17 protein-coding genes and 2 pseudogenes are annotated in these 21,190 nt (G+C 58.4%); 6 read left to right on the forward strand and 13 right to left on the reverse strand.

From position 1 onward, the window contains the following. Nucleotides 1-76: 76 nt before the first annotated feature. From AC0TNJ_RS19115 to AC0TNJ_RS19125, 3 genes and pseudogenes are all read left to right on the forward strand, one after another. A pseudogene (locus AC0TNJ_RS19115) lies at nucleotides 77-464 on the forward strand (DNA translocase FtsK); the annotation flags it as partial. A 74-nt stretch (nucleotides 465-538) separates the two neighbouring features. Continuing rightward, nucleotides 539-2,566 (forward strand): annotated as a pseudogene (locus tag AC0TNJ_RS19120) (DNA translocase FtsK); the annotation flags it as partial. Between the two features lie 205 nt (nucleotides 2,567-2,771). Then, nucleotides 2,772-2,957, forward strand: coding sequence for a hypothetical protein (locus AC0TNJ_RS19125; protein WP_006468822.1), 186 nt, complete (start codon nucleotides 2,772-2,774; stop codon nucleotides 2,955-2,957). Nucleotides 2,958-3,043: 86 nt separating this feature from the next. Here the strand turns inward: AC0TNJ_RS19125 and AC0TNJ_RS19130 are convergent, their stop codons facing one another. Then, nucleotides 3,044-4,273: an NAD(P)/FAD-dependent oxidoreductase gene (locus AC0TNJ_RS19130; RefSeq protein WP_473772064.1), complete on the reverse strand. Its 1,230-nt coding sequence runs from the start codon at nucleotides 4,271-4,273 to the stop codon at nucleotides 3,044-3,046. Between the two features lie 182 nt (nucleotides 4,274-4,455). On the opposite strand from AC0TNJ_RS19130, the gene AC0TNJ_RS19135 reads away from it, so the two are divergent. Continuing rightward, entirely contained in the window at nucleotides 4,456-5,208 is a 753-nt protein-coding gene (locus AC0TNJ_RS19135; RefSeq protein ID WP_473772065.1) for an SURF1 family protein, read from the forward strand. A gap of 2 nt (nucleotides 5,209-5,210) precedes the next feature. Here the strand turns inward: AC0TNJ_RS19135 and lpdA are convergent, their stop codons facing one another. The 9 genes from lpdA to AC0TNJ_RS19180 form a co-directional block, all read right to left on the reverse strand. Further along, nucleotides 5,211-6,605, reverse strand: coding sequence for a dihydrolipoyl dehydrogenase (gene lpdA, locus AC0TNJ_RS19140; RefSeq protein WP_473772066.1), 1,395 nt, complete (start codon nucleotides 6,603-6,605; stop codon nucleotides 5,211-5,213). A gap of 4 nt (nucleotides 6,606-6,609) precedes the next feature. Beyond that, nucleotides 6,610-7,914 (reverse strand): dihydrolipoamide acetyltransferase family protein, encoded by a 1,305-nt coding sequence (locus tag AC0TNJ_RS19145; protein WP_473772067.1) that lies wholly within the window; start codon nucleotides 7,912-7,914, stop codon nucleotides 6,610-6,612. Between the two features lie 13 nt (nucleotides 7,915-7,927). Beyond that, nucleotides 7,928-8,941, reverse strand: coding sequence for an alpha-ketoacid dehydrogenase subunit beta (locus AC0TNJ_RS19150; RefSeq protein ID WP_122002370.1), 1,014 nt, complete (start codon nucleotides 8,939-8,941; stop codon nucleotides 7,928-7,930). A 3-nt stretch (nucleotides 8,942-8,944) separates the two neighbouring features. Then, complete coding sequence (locus AC0TNJ_RS19155; protein WP_473769358.1) at nucleotides 8,945-10,177, reverse strand: thiamine pyrophosphate-dependent enzyme; 1,233 nt, start codon at nucleotides 10,175-10,177, stop codon at nucleotides 8,945-8,947. Nucleotides 10,178-10,746: 569 nt separating this feature from the next. Further along, nucleotides 10,747-11,748: an ABC transporter ATP-binding protein gene (locus AC0TNJ_RS19160; RefSeq protein ID WP_473769359.1), complete on the reverse strand. Its 1,002-nt coding sequence runs from the start codon at nucleotides 11,746-11,748 to the stop codon at nucleotides 10,747-10,749. A gap of 13 nt (nucleotides 11,749-11,761) precedes the next feature. Beyond that, nucleotides 11,762-12,832 carry a Gfo/Idh/MocA family protein gene (locus tag AC0TNJ_RS19165; protein ID WP_473772068.1) on the reverse strand — a complete coding sequence of 357 codons (1,071 nt, stop codon included), beginning with the start codon at nucleotides 12,830-12,832 and terminating at the stop codon, nucleotides 11,762-11,764. After that, nucleotides 12,829-13,668: a carbohydrate ABC transporter permease gene (locus AC0TNJ_RS19170; RefSeq protein ID WP_121981531.1), complete on the reverse strand. Its 840-nt coding sequence runs from the start codon at nucleotides 13,666-13,668 to the stop codon at nucleotides 12,829-12,831. Before AC0TNJ_RS19170 ends, AC0TNJ_RS19165 begins: the two co-directional genes overlap by 4 nt. 10 nt (nucleotides 13,669-13,678) lie before the next feature. Continuing rightward, on the reverse strand, nucleotides 13,679-14,623 hold the full coding sequence (locus tag AC0TNJ_RS19175; protein WP_122002366.1) for a carbohydrate ABC transporter permease: 945 nt from the start codon (nucleotides 14,621-14,623) through the stop codon (nucleotides 13,679-13,681). Nucleotides 14,624-14,876: 253 nt separating this feature from the next. Beyond that, nucleotides 14,877-16,136, reverse strand: a complete 1,260-nt coding sequence (locus AC0TNJ_RS19180; protein WP_122002365.1) for an ABC transporter substrate-binding protein — start codon at nucleotides 16,134-16,136, stop codon at nucleotides 14,877-14,879. Nucleotides 16,137-16,486: 350 nt separating this feature from the next. On the opposite strand from AC0TNJ_RS19180, the gene AC0TNJ_RS19185 reads away from it, so the two are divergent. Together AC0TNJ_RS19185 and AC0TNJ_RS19190 are read left to right on the forward strand one after the other, a co-directional pair. Continuing rightward, complete coding sequence (locus AC0TNJ_RS19185; RefSeq protein ID WP_473772069.1) at nucleotides 16,487-17,374, forward strand: glucosamine kinase nucleotide-binding domain-containing protein; 888 nt, start codon at nucleotides 16,487-16,489, stop codon at nucleotides 17,372-17,374. Then, complete coding sequence (locus AC0TNJ_RS19190; RefSeq protein ID WP_121981535.1) at nucleotides 17,371-18,141, forward strand: GntR family transcriptional regulator; 771 nt, start codon at nucleotides 17,371-17,373, stop codon at nucleotides 18,139-18,141. The genes AC0TNJ_RS19185 and AC0TNJ_RS19190 overlap by 4 nt, the downstream gene beginning before the upstream one ends. A gap of 50 nt (nucleotides 18,142-18,191) precedes the next feature. On the opposite strand, the gene cydX is transcribed toward AC0TNJ_RS19190, so the two are convergent. From cydX to AC0TNJ_RS19205, 3 genes are read right to left on the reverse strand one after another with little or no spacing between them, the layout of a single operon-like run. Continuing rightward, nucleotides 18,192-18,347: a cytochrome bd-I oxidase subunit CydX gene (gene cydX, locus AC0TNJ_RS19195; protein WP_122002363.1), complete on the reverse strand. Its 156-nt coding sequence runs from the start codon at nucleotides 18,345-18,347 to the stop codon at nucleotides 18,192-18,194. 28 nt (nucleotides 18,348-18,375) lie between these two features. Continuing rightward, complete coding sequence (cydB, locus tag AC0TNJ_RS19200; RefSeq protein ID WP_473772070.1) at nucleotides 18,376-19,530, reverse strand: cytochrome d ubiquinol oxidase subunit II; 1,155 nt, start codon at nucleotides 19,528-19,530, stop codon at nucleotides 18,376-18,378. Between the two features lie 5 nt (nucleotides 19,531-19,535). Then, the gene (locus AC0TNJ_RS19205) at nucleotides 19,536-21,113 is read right to left on the reverse strand and encodes a cytochrome ubiquinol oxidase subunit I (RefSeq protein WP_122002361.1); all 1,578 of its coding nucleotides are present in this window, start codon (nucleotides 21,111-21,113) and stop codon (nucleotides 19,536-19,538) included. Between the last annotated feature and the right edge of the window lie 77 nt (nucleotides 21,114-21,190).

Below are 21,190 nucleotides of genomic sequence, written 5' to 3' on the forward strand. Positions count from 1 at the left end.
TTCGGAAGGGGGTTGTTAACCTTCATTTTTTATTACTTGGGCTCATTCAGGCGACAGTATCTATGGTTCAGGTATCATGCGTAATTTGAGAGAAAATTTCCCCCCATCGACAGGAAATCGTGCAGAGAACGCTCAGGACCCGAAGCAGCCTCGCGGCCAGACGGGAAGCCCCAATCCTGCCAGCGATGATGCCTGGAAAATCCATTTCTCGCTCGGTGAGAATGTTCGCTTTACCCGCACGCCGGAAGTCGAGCTTATGCGTCGTCGCGGTGAGGAACTGCCGAGCATCAATGAGCGCTCGCAAGCCAACGCAACTGAAGCGCAGCCAGCGATCAGCGTTGAAAAGGTTGCCGAAGAACAGCCCATGGCCGTTGCCGAACTCCAGAAAACCGTATCGGAGAGCATGGTTCGTTCGCCGGTGGCGCCTGTTCCTCCCGCAATGCCTGCAGCTCCCGTTGCTGTCGTCACTCCGCCTGTCGTAACCGCCCCGGAAACGGTTGCCGTTGTGATCGAACCTGCAAATCCAGAGCAGCCGTCAGCGTTCACCTATCTTTCCGACTTCGCTTTCTGGGAAGGCTGCGGCGTCGATACCGCGCTTGTCCCTGCGGAGCCTCTCGTCTCGGCTGTACAGGCAGAACCGCGCAAGCCCCTGCCAACGGTTGAATCCATTCTGGCGCAGTTCCGCATTCGCGAATGGAACAAGCAGCCTGAGCCGGTTGCTGCCGCGCCCGTTCAGCCCGTCGCGGAAACGCCGGTTGCCCCTGCTCCGGTTGAAGTGGCCGCACCGCAGCCCGTGGCTGCGGTAGAGGTTGAAGCGCCTGCGCCACTACCTGTTGCGACCGAACCGGAAATTGCGCCCGAAATTGCCGGCGAAGCCACCGAAGATGAAATCGTGCTGACCGTTGCCGAGGCGGAAGAGCATGTGGTCGAGGAAGTGGAAATTCCCGAGCCAGTCATCGAAGCGCCCGCGCCTGTTGCCAAAGCCGCGCCTTCGATTGCGCTTTACCAGCCGCAGCCCCTCCCCCGTGCGGAAGCGCCTGTCATGCACGGCGCATATGAGTTCCCCCCGCGTGACCTGTTGCAGATGCCGCCCGAACAGGACGGAAATGTCATCACGCAGGAAATGCTGGAGCGCAGCGCCGGACTTCTCGAAAGCGTGCTGGAGGATTTCGGCGTGCGCGGCGAGATCATCCATGTCCGTCCCGGCCCTGTCGTCACGCTCTATGAGTTTGAACCGGCGCCCGGCGTCAAATCCTCGCGCGTCATCGGCCTTGCCGACGATATCGCTCGCTCCATGTCGGCGCTTTCCGCTCGCGTTGCCGTCGTTCCGGGTCGCAATGTCATCGGCATCGAACTGCCGAACGCCAACCGCGAAACCGTCTACTTGCGCGAAATGATCGACAGCCGCACATTTGAGGCGTCGAACTATCGTCTGCCGCTTTGCCTCGGCAAGGGGATCGGCGGCGAACCGATCATCGCAGAACTGGCAAAGATGCCCCACCTTCTGGTGGCCGGCACCACCGGTTCGGGCAAGTCGGTTGCCATCAACACCATGATCCTGTCGCTGCTCTACCGCTTCAAGCCGGAAGAATGCCGCCTGATCATGGTCGATCCGAAGATGCTGGAACTGTCCATCTATGACGGTATTCCGCATCTGCTCACCCCGGTTGTTACCGACCCGAAGAAGGCCGTCGTTGCCCTGAAATGGGCTGTGCGCGAAATGGAAGAGCGCTATCGCAAAATGGCTCGCCTCGGCGTGCGCAACATCGAGGGCTTCAATGCCCGCGCCGCGTCCGCCAAGGGCAAGGGTGAAACCGTGATGTGCACGGTGCAGTCCGGCTTCGACAAGGAAACGGGTGAAGCTACCTATATTCAGGAAGAGCTCGACCTGACGCCAATGCCCTACATCGTGGTCATCATCGACGAGATGGCCGACCTGATGATGGTTGCGGGCAAGGACATCGAAGGCGCCGTCCAGCGTCTCGCCCAGATGGCTCGCGCCGCCGGTATCCACCTCATCATGGCAACGCAGCGTCCGTCGGTCGACGTTATTACCGGTACGATCAAGGCAAACTTCCCGACTCGTATCTCCTTCCAGGTCACGTCGAAGATCGACAGCCGTACGATCCTCGGTGAAATGGGTGCCGAGCAGCTTCTCGGTCAGGGCGACATGCTGCATATGGCAGGCGGCGGACGCATCGTCCGTGTCCATGGTCCGTTTGTTTCCGACGAGGAAGTGGAAAAGGTGGTCAACCACCTGAAGGAACAGGGACGCCCGGACTACCTGGCAACCGTCACGGAAGACGAGGAAGAAGAAGACGCAACGCCAGAAGCGGCTGTGTTCGACGCAACCTCGATGGGCTCGGAAGATGGCGACGACGTCTATGAGCAGGCCGTCAAGGTGGTGATGCGCGACAAGAAGTGCTCCACCTCCTATATCCAGCGCCGACTCGGTATCGGCTATAACCGCGCCGCCTCCCTCGTCGAGCGGATGGAAAAGGACGGACTGGTTGGTCCGGCCAACCATGTGGGAAAACGCGAGATCCTGACGGGCAACCGCGACTGACCATTGAGAATTGTTGGGAAATGAAGCCGGATCGCGCACGCGATTCGGCTTTTCTTCATGCTTTGCAATGGGTTGCGAACTGTTGCGCAGATGCGCTTGTCAAGATGTAAAAATTGGTTAATACTTAGTTCATTCGTACATTCTTGATAATCGGTCGAGGCAGCTCGAAAACTGTCTCGCGCCCAGAATATAGGGAGAATGATCGATGAAAAGCATTATTATCGGTCCAGCAGCGAGCGATAAGGAACGTACAGTTACGCAGCAGATTCTGCGGCGCATTCACGAACAGATGCCTAAACCTTCGGAAGACAAGACACAGGTTTGCAACGTATTGCGCCTGTCGAAAGGCGGCTATTCGCACCGCAGACGCAAGATTCATAAACTTGCCTGATAGCGAAACGATATACTGAGATATTTTCTAGCGCCGCGCATTCGCCTCGAATGCGGCAGGCGCTGTAATTTTAAACGCCTGGATACTCAGCGAGGAAGATCAAGCGCGCTGTAGAGTTCGGCGTCCTTTGCTTCACCGGTCATACGTTCCGCCAGAATGCGTCCCGTGGTCGGTCCAAGCGTGAATCCCTGATGCCCATGCCCGAAATTCAGCCATAAGCCCTTGTGCCGCGGCGCTTCCGCCACGACAGGCAGCATACGCGGCATGCATGGACGGCTGCCGAACCATGGCGTCTGTTCCACAGGTGCGCCTATGTCGAAAAGCTCGGCTATCGCCTTGATAGATCTGTTCAATTGCTCACGCCGCGCCACGCTGCCCAGTGGCGTCAACTCAGCCCCGGTCAGGATGCGCAAACCCGCACGCATCGGTGTTGCGACGGTCGAATTACTCACATCAAGAACAGGCACCTTCGGTCCCGTACCGGAAAAATGCTGATGGTATCCGCGCTTGATAACCAGAGGAATTTTATAGCCGAAACTGCGGAGGATTTCCGGGCTCCACGGACCGAGCGCGAGCACGACCTGACGTGCGGCATGGGGGCCATCCGCCGTATCGAGCTGCCAGCCGGAGCCATCCTGCCGCAAGCTGTGCGCATCGCCATGTACGAAAATACCGCCGCGCTTGACGAACAGGTCGGCATAGGCTTGGACAAGCGCGCCGGGATCGGAACAAGACCATGGGTCGGTCCAGTGAATGGCTCCAGCCAGTCCGGTCTTCAAGCCCGGTTCGGCGGCACTGACAGCCTTGCTGTCCTCAATGACGCTGGCAACGCCGAATTCCCGCTTTTTCAATTCCGCGTCACGTACGGAAAGGTCGAACGATCGGGCAGAACGATGCAACTCACGCAAACCTGTCCGCCTGATAAGGGTCTCCGCGCCTGACGCTTCGATCAGGGGCGCATGATCGTCGGTGGCGCGCCGGATCATGCGCGCATAGAACTGCGATGCCGCGCGGTGACGTCCGGTTTCTGAATTATGCCAGTAGCGCCACAACGGGCCGATTTGGCCGGGCATGTCGCGAAGCCGCCATGCGACCTGATTTTTGGCGCCGAATGCCGCCTTCAGCAGTTCCAACGTCGCGCGCGGCAAGGCATAGGGGCTGACGGCTTCGGTCTGGATAATTCCAGCATTGCCATAGCTCGTTTCCGTTCCCGGAACTTTCCGGTCGACGAGAAGTACGGACCAGCCTCTTTCCTGCAAGGCGAGCGCCGCTCCGACGCCCACCATACCGGCACCCATAACGATGCAATCCGTCATCTTCAGCTACTTCTCAGAAATGGTTCGATTCTCTTTCCGCCACTATGGGAAATCCGGCTCGCAGATGACAAGTTCAGCGATCACGTTCTTTTGTGGTTCCGCCCTTTATCGCCATTGCATTTTTGCTATAGAAGGCCACTTTCTCTATCAGGCCCTATTGGCTGCCGTGATCGAAGGACAGGATGATGCCCTCCCCCAAAAATGAACAAGCGGTCCAGAAGACTTCCTCGCGTTTCTTCATCGGCCTGATTTCGGTGTTGGGGGCGGTGTTCTTCCTCATCTTCATGGGGCTCGGCATCTGGCAGGTGGAACGCCTGCGATGGAAGCTCGATCTTATCGAGAGGGTCGATGCGCGGGTTCATGCCGAGCCGGTCGCCGCGCCCGGGCGGGATGACTGGGCCAATGTCAACCAGAAGGATGACGAATACCGTCACGTCACGCTGACCGGCACCTATCTGAACGATAAGGAAGTTCTGGTCCATGCACTGACCGAACGCGGCGCGGGCTACTGGGTCCTGACGCCGATGCGCTCATCCGATGGTGCGCTGACCTTCATCAATCGCGGCTTCGTCCCAGGCGACAAGCGCGATCCGTCATCGCGCGGGGAAACGCAGATTGCCGGAGAAACGACCGTAACCGGACTGTTGCGCATGCCGGAGCCGGGCGGGTTTTTCCTGCGCCCCAATGATCCGGTGCGCAATGACTGGAACTCACGCGATGTCACTGCCTTTGCACAGAAGCTAAATCTGGGTCAGGTTGCGCCCTATTTCATCGATGCCGATGCAAAATCCGGCACTGGGACGCTGCCCATCGGAGGGATGACGGTCGTGAAATTCCGCAACAGCCATCTTTCCTATGCCGTCACATGGTTCGCGCTTGCTGCCATGGTTGCCGGTGCCGCCATTTTCTTCTGGCGGCACGAGCGCAAATCATAAAGTCAGATATGGAGGGCGTGGCCGAGCGCCTTCATGCTGGCTTCGGCAAAGCCTTCGCTCAATGTCGGATGCGCGTGGATCGTAGCGGCGATATCTTCCAGTCTTGCGCCCATCTCCACGGCTTGCGCGAAGGAGGATGAAAGCTCCGATATGCCGACGCCGACCGCCTGAATGCCGAGGATAAGGTGGTTATCGGCACGCGCAACGACGCGGATCATGCCGTCTTCGCGCTCGATGGTCATGGCTCGGCCATTAGCCTGAAACGGGAAGATGCCGACCTGAATTTCATGACCGGCCTTGCGGGCTTCGTCAGGTGACAGGCCAACGGTGACGATCTCCGGATCGGTGAAGCAGACGGCAGGAATGCAGCGCTTGTCCCATACCTGATTTCCACCGGCGATGATTTCCGCCACCATTTCACCCTGTGCCATCGCACGATGCGCAAGCATCGGCTCCCCGGTCACGTCGCCGATGGCGTAGACGCCCCGCATCGAAGTGCGGCAACGCTCGTCAATCCGGATGAAACGCCCGTCCATATCCAGCCGGATTTCGCTCAAGCCCCAGCCATCGGTCTGCGGCTTGCGGCCTACGGTAACGAGGATCTTGTCAGCCTCGATGGTTTTCGTAGTTCCGTCGACGGTCAGGACTTCAAGCCCGGTCTCACCCTTTGAAAGTCCCTTGGCCGAAGTGCCGGTCAGGACTTCGACTCCGAGCGCCTTCAGGCGTGCCATGACCGGACGCGTCAGTTCCGCATCATATTGCGGCAGGATACGGTCGGTCGCCTCAACCACGGTCACCTTCGCGCCAAGCTTGGCAAGGGCCGTGCCGATCTCAAGCCCGATATAGCCGCCGCCAACGATGGCGAGCTTTTCCGGTATCTTTTCCAGCGACAGCGCTTCGGTGGATGAAATGACCTTCCCGCCGAAGGGCAGCGCCTGAATTTCCACCGGAACCGAGCCGGTCGCGATCACGATGTTTTCGGCATGGATGGTCTGGCGGCCCGTATCGGTTTCAACGAGAACGGTCTTCCCGTCGAGAAAACGTGCCTGCCCATGGAACATGCGCACACGCGACCGTTTCAGGAGACCAGCCACGCCGCTGTTGAGACGGTTGACGATGCCGTCCTTCCATTCGAGCGTTTTGGCGAAATCGATTGCCGGGTTTTCAGCCGTAATGCCGAGCGCGCCCTTGGATGCAAAGACTGAAAGCCGATGGAACTCGTCGGCTGCATGGATAAGCGCCTTGGACGGAATGCAGCCGACATTGAGGCAGGTGCCGCCAAGCCGCGTCTTTTCCACCAGCACCGTGTCAATGCCAAGCTGGCCTGCCCGGATGCCGCAGACGTAGCCGCCGGGGCCGCCGCCGATGATCAGGAGTTTGCAGGAAATCTCGCTCATTCGATCAGCCTTCTACAAAAATCATCGCAGGCGCTTCCAGAAGGCTTTTCAGCTTCTGCACGAAAACCGCCGCATCCCAGCCGTCGATCACGCGATGATCGAAACTGCACGACAGGTTCATCATCTTGCGCGGCACGAACTGCGCTCCGTCCCACATGGGGCGCACGGCCATCTTGTTGATGCCTACAATCGCGACTTCCGGGCGATTGATGATCGGCGTCGTGGCGATTGCGCCGAGGGGCCCAAGCGACGTGATGGTGATGGTGGAACCGGTCAGCTCCTCCCGTTTGGCCGTGCCGTTGCGCGCCGCATCGGTAACCCGCGACAATTCGGAGGCCGCGGCAAACACGCTCATGCTTTCCGCGTGGCGCACGACCGGCACGATCAGGCCGTTGGGTGTCTGCGTGGCGATGCCGACATGCACGCCGCCGAACTGGCGGATCATATCGGCTTCGTCATCGAAATGCGCATTGAGGCCGGGCTGTTCTTTCACGGCTTTCACGATTGCGCGGATGATGAAGGGCAGAAGCGTCAAGCGCGGACGGCCTTCCTTCTTCTCATTGTTGAGGTGGCTGCGCAGTTCCTCCAATTGCGTGACATCGACTTCTTCGACGATGGTGATATGCGGAATATGGCGCTTGGCTTCCGCCATGCGTTCGGCAATCTTGCGGCGGAGTCCGATGACCTTGATCTCATTCACCGAAGTGTCAGCCGCGTAGCCGGACAGAGCTGGAGCCGCGCCGGTTTCCTGCTGGAAATAGAGGTCGAGATCATCATGCGTGATGCGCCCCGCCGGTCCCGTGCCGCGAACGCGGCGCAGATCGACACCCGCATCGCGGGCGCGCAGCCGGACAGAAGGCGTCGCAAGCGGCTTTTCGCCTTCGCTGCGTATCGGACCCGCGCCGGAGAAAGCGCGGCTTGCGGCCTCGCGCTTCGGTGCGTCTGCTTTCGGAGGAACAGGCGTCTGCAATAGAACAGGTGTTTCAGGCGTCGGCACGGGTTGCGGCTTTGCCGCTTCCGCTGCCGCCGGAGCCGGTTTTTCCTCAGCCTTTTCCTCTGAGGAGCTACCCTCGATCTCCAGCCGTACCAGTTCGGACCCGACCGCGATCTTCTCGCCCACTTCGCCATTGATGGCGATGACCTTGCCGCCGCGCGACGACGGAATTTCCACCGTCGCCTTGTCGGTCATGACGGCTGCGAGAAGATCGTCCTCGCGCACGATATCGCCAACCTTTACATGCCATTCGACAAGTTCGGCCTCGGCAACGCCTTCACCAACATCAGGGAGCTTGATCGTAAAATGTGCCATTTGCTTCGCCCCCTCAAGCTTCCATGATCGATGTAAGCGCGCGGCCCACCCGGTCCGGGCCGGGGAAATAGGCCCACTCCTGCGCATGCGGATAAGGCGTGTCCCATCCGGTGACGCGGATGATTGGCGCCTCCAGATGATAGAAACAATCGCGCTGCACGAGAGCGGCAAGTTCCGCGCCATAGCCGCAGGTCAGCGTCGCTTCATGCACGATCACGCAGCGCCCGGTCTTTTTCACCGACGCCATGATGGTCTCGGTATCGAGCGGAAGCAACGTGCGGAGATCAATCACTTCAGCGTCGACGCCGGTTTCCTCGGCGGCTGCAAGCGCCACATGAACCATCGTGCCATAGGCGAGCACCGTCACATCGCTGCCTTCGCGGCGAATAGCAGCCTTGCCGAGCGGCACGGTGTAATAGCCTTCCGGCACATCGCCGAGATCATGCTTTTTCCACGATGTTACCGGGCGGTCATGATGCCCGTCGAACGGTCCGTTATAAAGGCGCTTCGGCTCGAACATGATGACCGGGTCCGGGTCTTCGATCGCCGCAAGCAAAAGCCCCTTTGCGTCGGCGGGCGTGGACGGCATGACGGTTTTCAGCCCCGATACGTGGGTGAACAGGGCCTCCGGGCTTTGGCTATGCGTCTGCCCGCCATAGATGCCGCCGCCGGAAGGCATGCGGATGACGATAGGACAGGTGAACTCTCCCGCGGAGCGATAGCGCAGACGTGCCGCTTCCGAGACGATCTGGTCATAGGCCGGATAGACGTAGTCCGCGAACTGCACTTCGATGCAGGGGCGAAGGCCATAAGCGGCCATGCCGATGGCAGTGCCGACAATGCCAAGCTCGCTGATCGGCGCGTCGAAGCAGCGCTCCTTGCCGTATTTCTTCTGAAGGCCAGCCGTGCAGCGGAAAACGCCGCCGAAATAGCCCACATCCTCGCCGAACACGACGACGTTTTTGTCGCGCTCCATGGCGATATCGTGGGCGTTCTGGATCGCCTCGATCATTGTCATTCTCGTCATGGATTAAAACCCCGCTTCCTGGCGCTGGCGGATAAGATGCGGCGGCGTTTCAGCATAGACATCCTCGAACATGTCGCGCATGGATGGCTTGCGGCCGTCATGCAGCGTGCCAATGGCTTCCGCCTCGCGCTGTGCAGCCACCACCAGGTCCATCACTTCGGCCTCTGCCTGCTTGTGACGCTCATCCGACCAGACGCCGCGCTTGATAAGATGGTTCTTGAGCCGCAGGATCGGATCGCCAAGCGGCCATGCATCGCTTTCGGCCTTGGGGCGATAGGCGGACGGATCGTCCGAAGTAGAATGCCCGCCAGCGCGATAGGTCACATATTCGATGATGGTCGGCCCGAGATTGCGGCGCGCGCGTTCCACTGCCCATTTGGCAACCGCATGAACGGCCAGATAATCATTGCCGTCAACGCGGAGCGCGGGAATGCCGAAGCCATGGCCGCGTGCAGCAAACGTGCCGGAACCGCCGCGCGCAATGCCCTGAAAGGTGGAAATGGCCCACTGGTTGTTGACGATGTTCATCACCACCGGGGCCTTGTAGGTCGAGGCAAAAACCAGGGCCGCATGGAAATCGCTTTCGGCTGTGGAGCCGTCGCCGATCCATGCGGCGGCGATCTTCGTATCGTGGCTGATGGCCGACGCCATAGCCCAGCCGACGGCCTGCGTATATTGCGTTGCCAGATTGCCGGAAATGGTGAAGAAGCCATGCTCCTGCGACGAATACATCACCGGGAGCTGGCGGCCTTTCAACGGGTCCTGTTCGTTGGAGAAAATCTGGTTCATCATCGTGACGAGCGGATAGTCGTCAGCAATAAGCAGACCGGCCTGACGATAGGTCGGGAAATTCATGTCGCCCTTGCGGAGCGCTTTACGGAAAGCGCAACTCACCGCCTCCTCGCCCAGATGCTGCATGTAGAACGAGGTCTTGCCCTGGCGCTGCGCCATCATCATGCGCGCATCATAAGCGCGCAGGATCATCATGTGGCGAAGCCCGTCTTTCAGCTCGTCATCGGTGAGCGTTCCCGCCCATGGACCGACCGCCTCGCCCTCTCGATTGAGAACACGGATGATGCTGAAAGCCAGATCGCGCATCGCTTCCGGCTTTTCATCGATCTCCGGCCTGCGCACGCTGCCCGCACGCGGGATTTTGACATGGGAGAAATCCGGCACGTCACCCGGACGCCATTCCGGCTCGGGAACATGCAGGGATAGTACGACATCATCGCTCATGCGGGGAACCCTCGAAACTGGCCTCGCCACTGGCCTCGCAAATTTACGGTATGTCGAACGGGGGATTTCAAACTGGTTCCGGAGCCTCCGGAAACACTTTCGGCGCGTGATTGCCACTCCGCCGATCTTGCTCCTCCCATGCGACATGGCGCCGATTTCCTCCTTCGGCACCATCCGCATTCAGGGTGGAACGGGTTCAAAAATAAAGCAAGATTATTTTTCGGTTGCTTCGGCACTCTTTTGTGAAACCGGTTCGCCCATGCTTCACAACGGCCCGGCATACGCTGGACGAAACAAGCTTATTTCCGTGGTTTAGATGGGATTTTAAGTGGAAAGTTTCGTTATCATGTGCCGCAATATTATTGCTCTCGATTGACGAAAACGTCAGTACTCAACGGTACTGTTTCTACCTATTACGGCGTATTCTCTTTTTGCGCAGAGAGGACATGAGGCGTTTTGTCCGTCGCCGGATGGCAAAAACTCCACATCCCGGACGGTGCCGATTCTCTGAAAAAGAAAAGCCGCACCTGCGAGGGTACGGCTTTGTCAGACAATATGAAATGTCCGGTTCAGCGGATCGCGTTGCCGTTCGCATCGAACCGGTGCACCTTGCCGTCATCGGGCGTGATGAAGATCACGTCGTCCTCATTGTAGTGGTGTTCGCCGAACAGCCGCACCGTTATCAGGCCTGCTGCTTCGGTTTCGACGTAAAGGATCGTATCGGCGCCGAGATGTTCGGCATGGATGACCTTGCCTTTCCATCTGCCGCTGTCGCGGCTGACGGAAATATGCTCGGGCCGGATACCGACCGTTTTCGCTCCGGCATCGCCGATGCGGGCACCATCGACGAAATTCATCTGAGGCGAACCGATAAAGCCCGCGACAAACAGATTGTCCGGCTTGTTGTAGAGCTCCATCGGCGAGCCGACCTGCTCGATACGACCGGCATTGAGGACCACGATGCGGTCAGCCAGCGTCATGGCCTCGACCTGATCGTGCGTGACATAGATCATTGTCGCCTTGAGCTCGCGATGCAGCTTGGCGATTTCGAGCCGCGTCTGAACACGAAGTGCAGCATCGAGGTTCGACAGCGGTTCGTCGAACAGGAACAGTTCCGGTTCTCGCACCAGTGCACGGCCGATGGCGACGCGCTGGCGCTGGCCGCCCGACATTTCAGCCGGGCGCCGCCCCAGATATGGATCGAGCGACAGCATGGCGGAAGCTTTCGAAACGCGCGTTTCGATCTCTGCCTTGGGCGTGCCTGCCTGCTTGAGGCCAAGCCCCATATTGTCCTTCACCGTCAGATGCGGGTAAAGCGCATAGGACTGGAACACCATGGCGATGCCGCGCTTGGAAGGCGGCGTGACGGTTACATCATCGCCATTGATGAGCACCTGACCGGAGGAAACGTCCTCCAGACCGGCGATGGAACGCAGCAGCGTTGACTTGCCGCAGCCGGAAGGGCCGACGAAGATGATGAACTCCCCGTCCCGCACTTCCAGATTGATATCCTTCAGGACTTCCTGCGCGCCATAGCGCTTGTGTACCGATTTGAGTAGCAGCGATCCCACGTATCAAATTCCCTTATAGCTTTACCGGCTTGCCGGTGCGCACACTTTCATCCGCCGCAAGGCAGATGCGCAGCGATTGCAGCGCGTCATCCATATGGCGGTTGAGATCGATATCCTCGCGGATGGCCTTGAGCATATAGGCCTGCTCGCGTTCGCACAGTTCCTGATGGCCGGGTTCATCCGCCATGGAGAGATCCGTATCGGGTTTCAGGAACTTGCCATCGGCCCCACGCTCGGCACGGTGAACGCGGATGGTCGAGGTCTTGGTATGAGCGTCCACATCGTCGGATTTGGTCACGGCCTCGTTCATCACGATGGAAACGCAGCCATTCGGCGAAATCACATCCTTCACGAAGAAGGCGGTTTCGGACATCATCGGACCCCAGCCCGCCTCATACCAGCCGACCGTGCCGTCATCGAACAGCACTTGCAGATGGCCATAATTATACATGTCCGGCTTGATCTCGTCGGAGAGGCGCAGGCCCATGCCGCGCACTTCCACAGGCTTTGCGTCGGTGATCTGGCACATGACGTCCACATAATGCACGCCGCAATCGACGATCGGCGACGTGGTGTTCATCAGGTTCTTGTGCGTTTCCCAGGTGGCCCCGCTGGACTGCTGGTTGAGGTTCATGCGGAAGACATAAGGTCCGCCGAGCTGGCGCGCCTCGGAGATAAGCCGCATCCATGATGGATGATGGCGCAGGATATAGCCGATGACGAGCTTGCGTCCGTTGGCGCGCGCGCAGTCGATCACGCGGCGCGCATCTTCAACCGTGGTTGCCAGTGGCTTTTCCACGAACACGTGCGCGCCCTGCTCCATCGCGGCGATGGCATAATCCGCATGGCTTTCCGAATAGGTGGCGACACAGGCGAGATCGGGCTTCAGTTCCTTCAATGCTTCGTGGAAGGAAGGATGGATTTCATAGCCCGCCAGTTCGTCCGGCACCGCAACCTTGGTGCGATTGACGAGGCCGACGATCTCGAAACCGGGATTGCGGTGATAGGCGAGCGCATGGCTGCGCCCCATATTGCCGAGGCCGGCGGAAAGTACACGGACAGGATTTTGCATTGCAGAACTCATTTTACAGCCCCCGCGGTAATGCCGCGGATCAGCTGCCGCGAGAAGAGAACATAGAGGATGAGGATCGGGAACATCGCCAGTGAAAGGGCCGACAGGACGGCGTTCCAGTTGGTGACGAACTGACCGATGAAAAGCTGCGAACCGAGCGTCACCGTCTTGGTGGCTTCGCTTGGCGCCAGGATCAGCGGGAACCAGAGATCGTTCCAGATCGGGATCATGGTGAACACGGCGACCGTTGCCATGGCAGGCCGGATCAATGGCAGCACCAGCTTGAAGAAGATCGCATATTCCGACATGCCGTCTATTCGCCCGGCATTCTTCAAATCGTCGGATACGGTTCGCATGAATTCCGACAGGATGAAGATCGCCAGCGGCAGCCCTTGCGCGGTATAGACGAGGATGAGCGCCGTCAGCGTATTGACCAGCCCCGCCGCCACCATGCCTTGCAGCAACGCAACCGTGCCGAGCCTGATGGGGATCATGATGCCGATGGCCAGATAGAGCCCCATCAGCGTGTTACCCTTGAAGCGGTATTCGGCGAGCGCGAAGGCTGCCATCGCTCCAAACAGGATCACGAAGAAAATGCTGGCCACGGTAACGATGGTGCTGTTCTGAAAATAGGTCAGAAACGAGCCCTGCTTCAGAACCGTTTCATAACCGATGAGACTGAAGCTTTCCGGGGTCGGAAACTGCAAGGGCGTGCGGAAGATCGCATTGCGGTCCTTGAAGGAGTTGATCAGCGTCAGCGCCACCGGAAACACGGCGATCAGCATATAGAAGATCAGAGCCGCATGAACGAGAGTGGTGCGAAGGGGCGATGTGCGTGCTTTCGACATGGTCTCGTCCTCAGAACTGATAGCGGCGCATGCGGCGCTGGATGCCGAACAGGTAGAGCGACACGCCTGCCAGAATGATGAGGAACATCACGGCGGCGATGGTCGCGCCCATCGACGGATTGCCAAGCTGCAATTGGAAGCCGAAGAAAGTGCGATAAAGGAACGTGCCCAGAATATCTGTCGACTTGTCCGGCCCTGCCAGCGCGCCCTGCATCGAATAGACGAGGTCGAACGCGTTGAAGTTGGCAACGAAGGTCATCACGGAGATCAGGCCGATGGACGGCAGGATCAGCGGCAGCTTGATCTTGAAGAACTGGCTCCAGCCGGTGATGCCGTCACATTCCGCCGCCTCGATGATTTCATCGGGAATGTTGAGAAGGGCCGCGTAGATCAGCATCATCGGAATGCCGACGAACTGCCAGACTGAGACGAGCGACACGGTGACAAGCGCCGTATCAGCCTTGCCGAGCCAAGGGCCGAACAGCCATTTCAGGCCCACCAAATCCATCATCCATGGGGCCACGCCCCAGATCGGCGACAGGATCAGTTTCCAGATAAAGCCGACGATCACGAAGGACAGCAGCGTCGGAAGAAAGATTGCCGTGCGGTAGAAGGCGGCGAAACGCAGCTTCGGCAGCGACAGCATGGCGGCCAGCAGAATGCCGATCGGATTTTGAACCAGCATGTGAATGCAGAAGAATATAAAGTTGTTTTTCAACGCATTCCAGAAATCGCGCGACCAGTTCGGATCGCCGAAAAGTGCCTGGAAATTCGCAAACCCCACGAAAGTGCGCTGTCCGTCGACGACATTGAAGAATGCCTGCCGCAAGGTCTCGATCAGCGGCAGCACCATGACGGCCGTGTAGATCAGGACGCAAGGCAGAAGGAATACAAGTATATGCCAACGCCTCGGGCGCTTGTGCACGATACCTGTCACGTCGGCAGATTGGCTCATATAGACTTCGCTCTTCAACAACATCTCCAGCAAGTGCGTAAAGCGAACATCTGGAAATGCATAAACTGATGGTTAGCGCTTTCGATTGCGAGAATGCATGCAAACCGGGGAACTTTGCTCCCGTCCCTGCATGCTCGCGTCATGTTTTAACCTGACACGGATTGCACCGATTGCAAAACGGCATGTCCATGCGCCAGGCGAAAAGATATGGGCGGCGCGCCCCCGCGATCGCCGCCCATAAAGCCCCGCGTTTTTACTTCGCAGGCTTGTACCAGCTGTCGAGGCCTTCCTGCAGCTTCTTCGCAGCGTCTTCCGGCGTCACGGTGCCGTTGATGACATTGGCCGACTGAACCCAGGTTTCATTCTCAAGGTTCGGCGTGCCACGCGACAGGATCTGGTAGGTCGAGCGAATGGTCGGCTTGCACTTTTCGCGCCAGGAAACGAATTCCTGCGCCAGCGGATCGCTCATCTTCACAGCCGTCGAGTTCAGGCTGAAGAAGCCCGGCAGCGCATTGGCGTAGATTTCCGCAAATTCAGGCGAAGAGACCCAGTTCAGGAACACCTTTGCCTGTTCTGCGTGCTTGCTCGAAGCGTTGAGACCGAGGCCGATGTCGTTGTGGTCGGAGATGTAGCAGGTGTCGCCTGCATTCTTGACCGGCGGCGGGAAGGCTCCCATCTTGAACTGTGCCTGCGTGTTGAACAGGCCGATTTCCCACGATCCAGCCGGATAGATGGCTGCGCGACCGAGGGTGAACAGGTTCTGGCTGTCCGGGTAGGTCTGCGCCTCGAAACCGTCGCCCAGATAATCCTTCCACTTGGCAAGAACCTTGAACGGTTCGACCCATGGCTCGTCGGTCAGCTTCTGTTCGCCGGCGATCAGCGCCTTGCGGCCTTCCTCGCCCTTCCAGTAGGTCGGGCCGATATTCTGGTAGCCCATGGTTGCGGCTTCCCACATATCCTTCGTGCCCATGGCCATCGGGATATAGTTGCCGTCTGCCTTGATCTTTTCCAGAACTTCGAAGAATTCGGCTTCCGTGGCCGGGGCCTTGAGGCCGAGCTTGTCGAAGGCTTCCTGATTGTAGATGAAACCGTGAATGACCGAGGCCATCGGTACGCAGAAGGTCTTGGAACCGTCATCGGTGGTCCAGGCGGACTTGGCGACGTCGGAGAAGTTCTTCATGCCTTCCAGATCAGTCAGGTCGGCGAGCTTGCCCTTGTTGAACAGCTCAAGCGAGGTGTCGAACGGACGGCAGGAAATGAGGTCTCCACCGGAACCTGCATCAAGCTTGGCATTGAGGGCCGCGTTATATTCAGTCGGCGCGCTCGGTGCGAAGTTGATCTTGATGCCGGGATTCTTGGCTTCAAAAGCCGGAATGATTTTTTCCTGCCAGATTTGCAGGTCATCGTTACGCCAGCTTTCAACCGTCAGCGTAACGTCCTCGGCCAGCGCAGCCGATCCCGACGCCAGAAGCGTGGAGCCCAGCAGCATGAGTTTGAACGTATTACGAACCATTTGACCTTCTCCCGTTTTTTTGAGCGCGGATGCGCAAAAGAGGCGAAAGCACGCCAGACCGCTTCGGTACGATCATTCCTCGCGTTACGGGAAAAGCACCGGCCCCCGCCGGTTGTCTCCATCCCAAATCCGCGTGATCCTCGCCCTCAGCGGCATCGCGCTCCCCTTCTGCTGAAATTAATGCCAAAAACGTACCAATTGTCCAGAGAAGTTTACAACTTTCGCGCATAAAAATTTAAAACGGTCATTTTTCCCGAATTATTTCAACATATTAATCATTTTTTTCACAAGCCGACAAATCTGCTTGGTTAATGGTATTTTTTTGGTATCTTCAAGCTGGAGGTATCTTCATGACTGAATTCTTCATTGGCGTTGATGGCGGCGGCACCGGATGCCGCGCTGTTGTAGCCGGTAGCGATGGTGCGATTCTGGGTTCGGGACGCAGCGGCTCTGCCAATATCGTCACCGACCCACAGACGGCCTTGATCAATGTGATCGGGGCGATCGACAACGCTTTTGAGGATGCCGGACTGGACAAGGTGCATTATGCGACCAGTCACGCCGTTCTCGGCCTCGCTGGCGGCAATGTCGTCGGCGCAGGCCTTCCGATAGAGCGGAGCCTTCCCTTCGCGCACTCCAATGTAGAATTTGACGGGGTGATCGCCCTGCAGGGCGCGCTTGGCGATCAGGACGGTATCGTTGCCATTCTCGGCACCGGCACGGCCTATATCACGCGCCGAAACGGCCATATTCATTCGGTCGGCGGCTGGGGTTTCCCCTTGAGCGATCTCGGCAGCGGTGCGCGGCTTGGTCAAAGCCTGCTACAGGAAAGCCTGCTTGTGCATGATGGCATCCATCCGCGCACGCGCCTGACCACCGACCTTCTCGATGAGTTCGACAATAATCCCGACAATCTGGTCGAATTTGCCTGGACGGCAAAACCCGGCGACTTCGGCAAATATGCTCCTCGTGTTTTCCAGTATGCCAGCGAAGGCGACGACACGGCACGCATGCTGCTGGAGCGTTCCGCCGGTTATATCAGCGAAACGCTCGACATGCTGATCAAACAGGGTGCCGAACGCATCAGCCTGCTTGGCGGCATGGCGCCGCTCTATGTGGAATGGCTGCCGCCCCATCAGCAGAAACTTCTCGTCAAGCCTGCAGCGGATGCTTTGACCGGCGCCTTACAGCTCGCACTGAAGCGATATGGGCCGCAAAATGGAAAGGCGCGTGAATGAGCGGAAATTTCAGCGCCTTCCTGCCCAAGAACCTGCAAGGTTCCGCCCCGTCTTCCGGGGGGCCTCTCTACATGCAGCTGCGCCAATCGCTGGAAGCTGCGATCCGCGCCGGACAACTGGTCGACGGCGAAGCTCTGCCGCCGGAACGCGACATTGCCGAATATGCCAATATAAGCCGCGTCACGGTGCGCAAGGCCGTGGACGATCTGGTGAAGGCCGGGCTTCTCGTGCGCCGCCATGGTTCTGGTACATTCGTCGTGCGTCCGAGCGAGCGAGTGCAGCAATCGCTTTCGATGCTGACCTCCTTTACGGAAGACATGGCGCGTCGCGGCATTACCACGCAATCCAAATGGCTGGAACGCGGCCTTTATTATCCCTCGCCGGAAGAAATGATGAAACTCGGCGTTTCCTCTGAAACCCGCGTTGCCCGCCTTGGCCGCCTGCGCATGGCGAGCGATCTGCCGCTGGCGATCGAACGAGCCAGCCTTTCAAGCGAAATCCTGCCCGACCCGGACGTGGTCAAGGGATCGCTTTATGCTGAACTGAGCCGCACCGGCTTTCGGCCTGTTCGTGCTGTCCAGCGCATCGCTGCCTGCAACATCAAAGATCCGGACGCGCGCATTCTCGGCGTCAAGGAAGGAGATGCGGGCTTGTCCATCGAGCGCATTTCCTATCTGCCGTCTGGCCGCGTCGTTGAATTTACAAAATCGCTCTATCGTGGCGATGCCTATGATTTTGTGGCGGAGCTGACGATACCGCAGCCTTGAGCCGGAAGTAGCAAGGAAAACGGCCCGTTTCCGGGCCGTTTTCATTCGCTTCAATGATGTTTCTTGCCTTCGCGCGCCAGTTCCGCAGTCGGATCTGCGGCGAGACGCTTACGCGCCCGGTCGTCCATCAACTCGTACCACATGGCATTGAGTACGGCGAAAGCGGCTGCAAGCGGGAGCCCCAATAACCAGGAAAAATACCACATTTTGTTTCCTTTCCGATTAGAGCGGTTTCTAGTAGGCGTGATTGCTGTCATCTTCGATCATGTTCTTGTCCACCTTGCCCCACAGAACCTTGTAGACCCAGGATGTGTAGGCGACGATCAGCGGAAGGAAGATGATCGTCACAACCAGCATGATGAACAGTGTCATATGGCTGGAAGACGAATCCCACACCGTCAGGCTTGCACGGGGATCGATTGACGACGGAAGGATGAACGGGAACATCGATACGCCCACCGATGAAATGATGCCGAAGATCGACAGCTTTCCAAACAGAAGCGGTGCAATTTCCCGGCGGCTGCGCAGGGTCACCAAGACCGCCAGCGCTCCCAGAATGCCAAGCGCCGGAGCGATCAGCAGGACGGGATAGTTCGCATAATTGGCAAACCATGCACCGTGATCCAGTTCCACTGTCTTGCGCAGCGGATTGGACGGTCCATCCGTGATGATGGCGCTTGTGATCCGGTAGCCCGAAATCCAGAACCAGCTGACGACGCCAGCCAGCACATAGAGCACGATCGTCAGAAGGGCCGCGATGCTGCCATAGGACCGCGCGCGCTCCTGGACATCACCGGTCGTCTTCAGCACCAGCCATGAAGCGCCATGCATGGAGAGCATCGTCACCGAAAGCGCGCCGCAAAGCAGCGCAAACGGATTGAGCAGACCGAAGAACGAGCCTTCGTAGAATATCTGCAGGTCGTCAGCCAGACGGAACGGGATACCCTGTAGGACGTTGCCGACGGCAACACCAAAGATGAGGGCAGGCACGAAACCGCCGATGAACAGCGCCCAGTCCCAACCTCTTTTCCAGGCCTCGCTGTCACGCTTGGAGCGATATTTGAAGCCGACCGGACGCAGGATGAGTGCGAACAGGATGGCAAACATCGCCAGATAGAAGCCCGAGAAGGACACCGCATAGAGCGGTGGCCAGGCGGCGAAAATGGCGCCGCCGCCAAGGATCAACCAGACCTGGTTGCCTTCCCAGACCGGGCCAATCGTATTGATGATGATGCGCCGCTCGACATCGGTTTTGCCAATGGCGGGCAGGAGAATGTCGACGCCAAGGTCAAAACCGTCCATCGCGGCAAAGGCGATCAGCAATACACCGAGCAGCAACCACCAGATGATGCGCAGGGTTTCATAGTCCAACAAATCGCTGAGTATCATGATCCTTACTCCGCAGGTGCTATGCTGGCCGGGGCGAGAACTGCTTCCGGCTTGCTGTCGGGTTCAGGTCCAGCCTTGATGGCGCGGATCATCAGGCCCATCTCGATGATGAAGAGAACCGTATAGATCGCCACGAAACCAAGTATCGTCAGCAATACGGTCGATGCTCCGAGATTTGAAACACCGATTGCCGTGGGCAATATGCCTTCGATGACCCAGGGCTGGCGACCGAACTCCGCGACGATCCAGCCCATTTCGGCTGCGATCCACGGCAGCGGTATCGCGAACACGGCAATCCGCAGCAGGAATGGGTAGCGGTCGAGTGCGCGGCGTGCGGACAGCACGAAGAATGTGCCCGTCAGCAAGATCAGCAGAAAGCCGATACCCACCATGATGCGGAAGGCCCAGAACAGAGGCAGGACGCCGGGAACCGTGTCGTTGGCTGCCTGCGTGATCTGCTCGTCGGTTGCCTGACGCGGATCATCGACATAGCGCTTCAGCAAGAGCGCATAGCCCATCCATTGGCTGTTATCGGCAAAAACGTCCTTTACGTCCTGCGGAACGGCGCTCGTATCGCCCGCCGCGCGGATTTTCTGCAAGGCGTCATAGGCGACGATACCGTTCCTGATATGGTTTTCGGCGTTCTGGACCAGATCGTTGATGCCCTGGATTGGGGTCGTGAGAGAGCGGGTGCCGATCAGGCCCATGACCCATGGAATATGCACCGCGAAATGGGTTTCGCGCGCCTCCTGGTTGGGGAAGCCGAACACCGTGAACGACGCCGGAGCCGGTTCCGTTTCCCACATGGCTTCGATGGCCGCGATCTTCATCTTCTGGTGTTCGTTGGCCAGATAGCCGCTTTCGTCGCCGAGAACGACAACCGAAAGCGAGGCAGCCAGACCGAAGGATGCCGCAATGGTCATGGAACGTTTGGCCAGTTCCACGGAACGTCCCTTGAGCAGATACCAGGCCGAGACACCGAGAACGAAAATGGCAGCGGTCACGTAGCCGGCGGAAACCGTGTGCACGAACTTGGCCTGTGCGACCGGGTTCATCAGGACTGCGAAGAAATCGGTGATTTCCATGCGCATGGTTTCGGGATTGAACGCCGATCCAACCGGATTCTGCATCCAGCCATTAGCGATCAGAATCCATAGCGCCGAGAAATTGGAACCTGCCGCGACCGCATAGGTCGCCATCAGGTGCCCAACTTTCGACAGGCGGTCCCAGCCGAAAAAGAAAAGACCGACGAAGGTTGCTTCAAGAAAGAAAGCCATAAGGCCTTCGATGGCCAGCGGCGCGCCAAAGATGTCGCCGACATAATGGCTGTAATAGCTCCAGTTCATGCCGAACTGAAATTCCATCACGATGCCCGTTGCGACGCCCATGACAAAGTTGATGCCAAACAGCGTACCCCAAAATTTCGTCATCTGCCGCCAGATGAGTCGCCCCGTCATAACGTAAACGGTTTCCATGATGGCAAGCAGCACGGAAAGACCCAAGGTCAGAGGTACGAAGAGGAAGTGATAAAGTGCCGTGATTGCAAACTGCAATCGCGACAGGGAGACAATATCGAGTTCCATCTCTTTAAGCCGGGTTACCCGGCCCTCCTGGTGTTATGAGCTGCGCTTCCAGCGCGCCCCTTTTGAAAGCGGGCAGT

The sequence above is a fragment of the Ochrobactrum sp. PL_is483 genome (genome assembly GCF_055816855.1).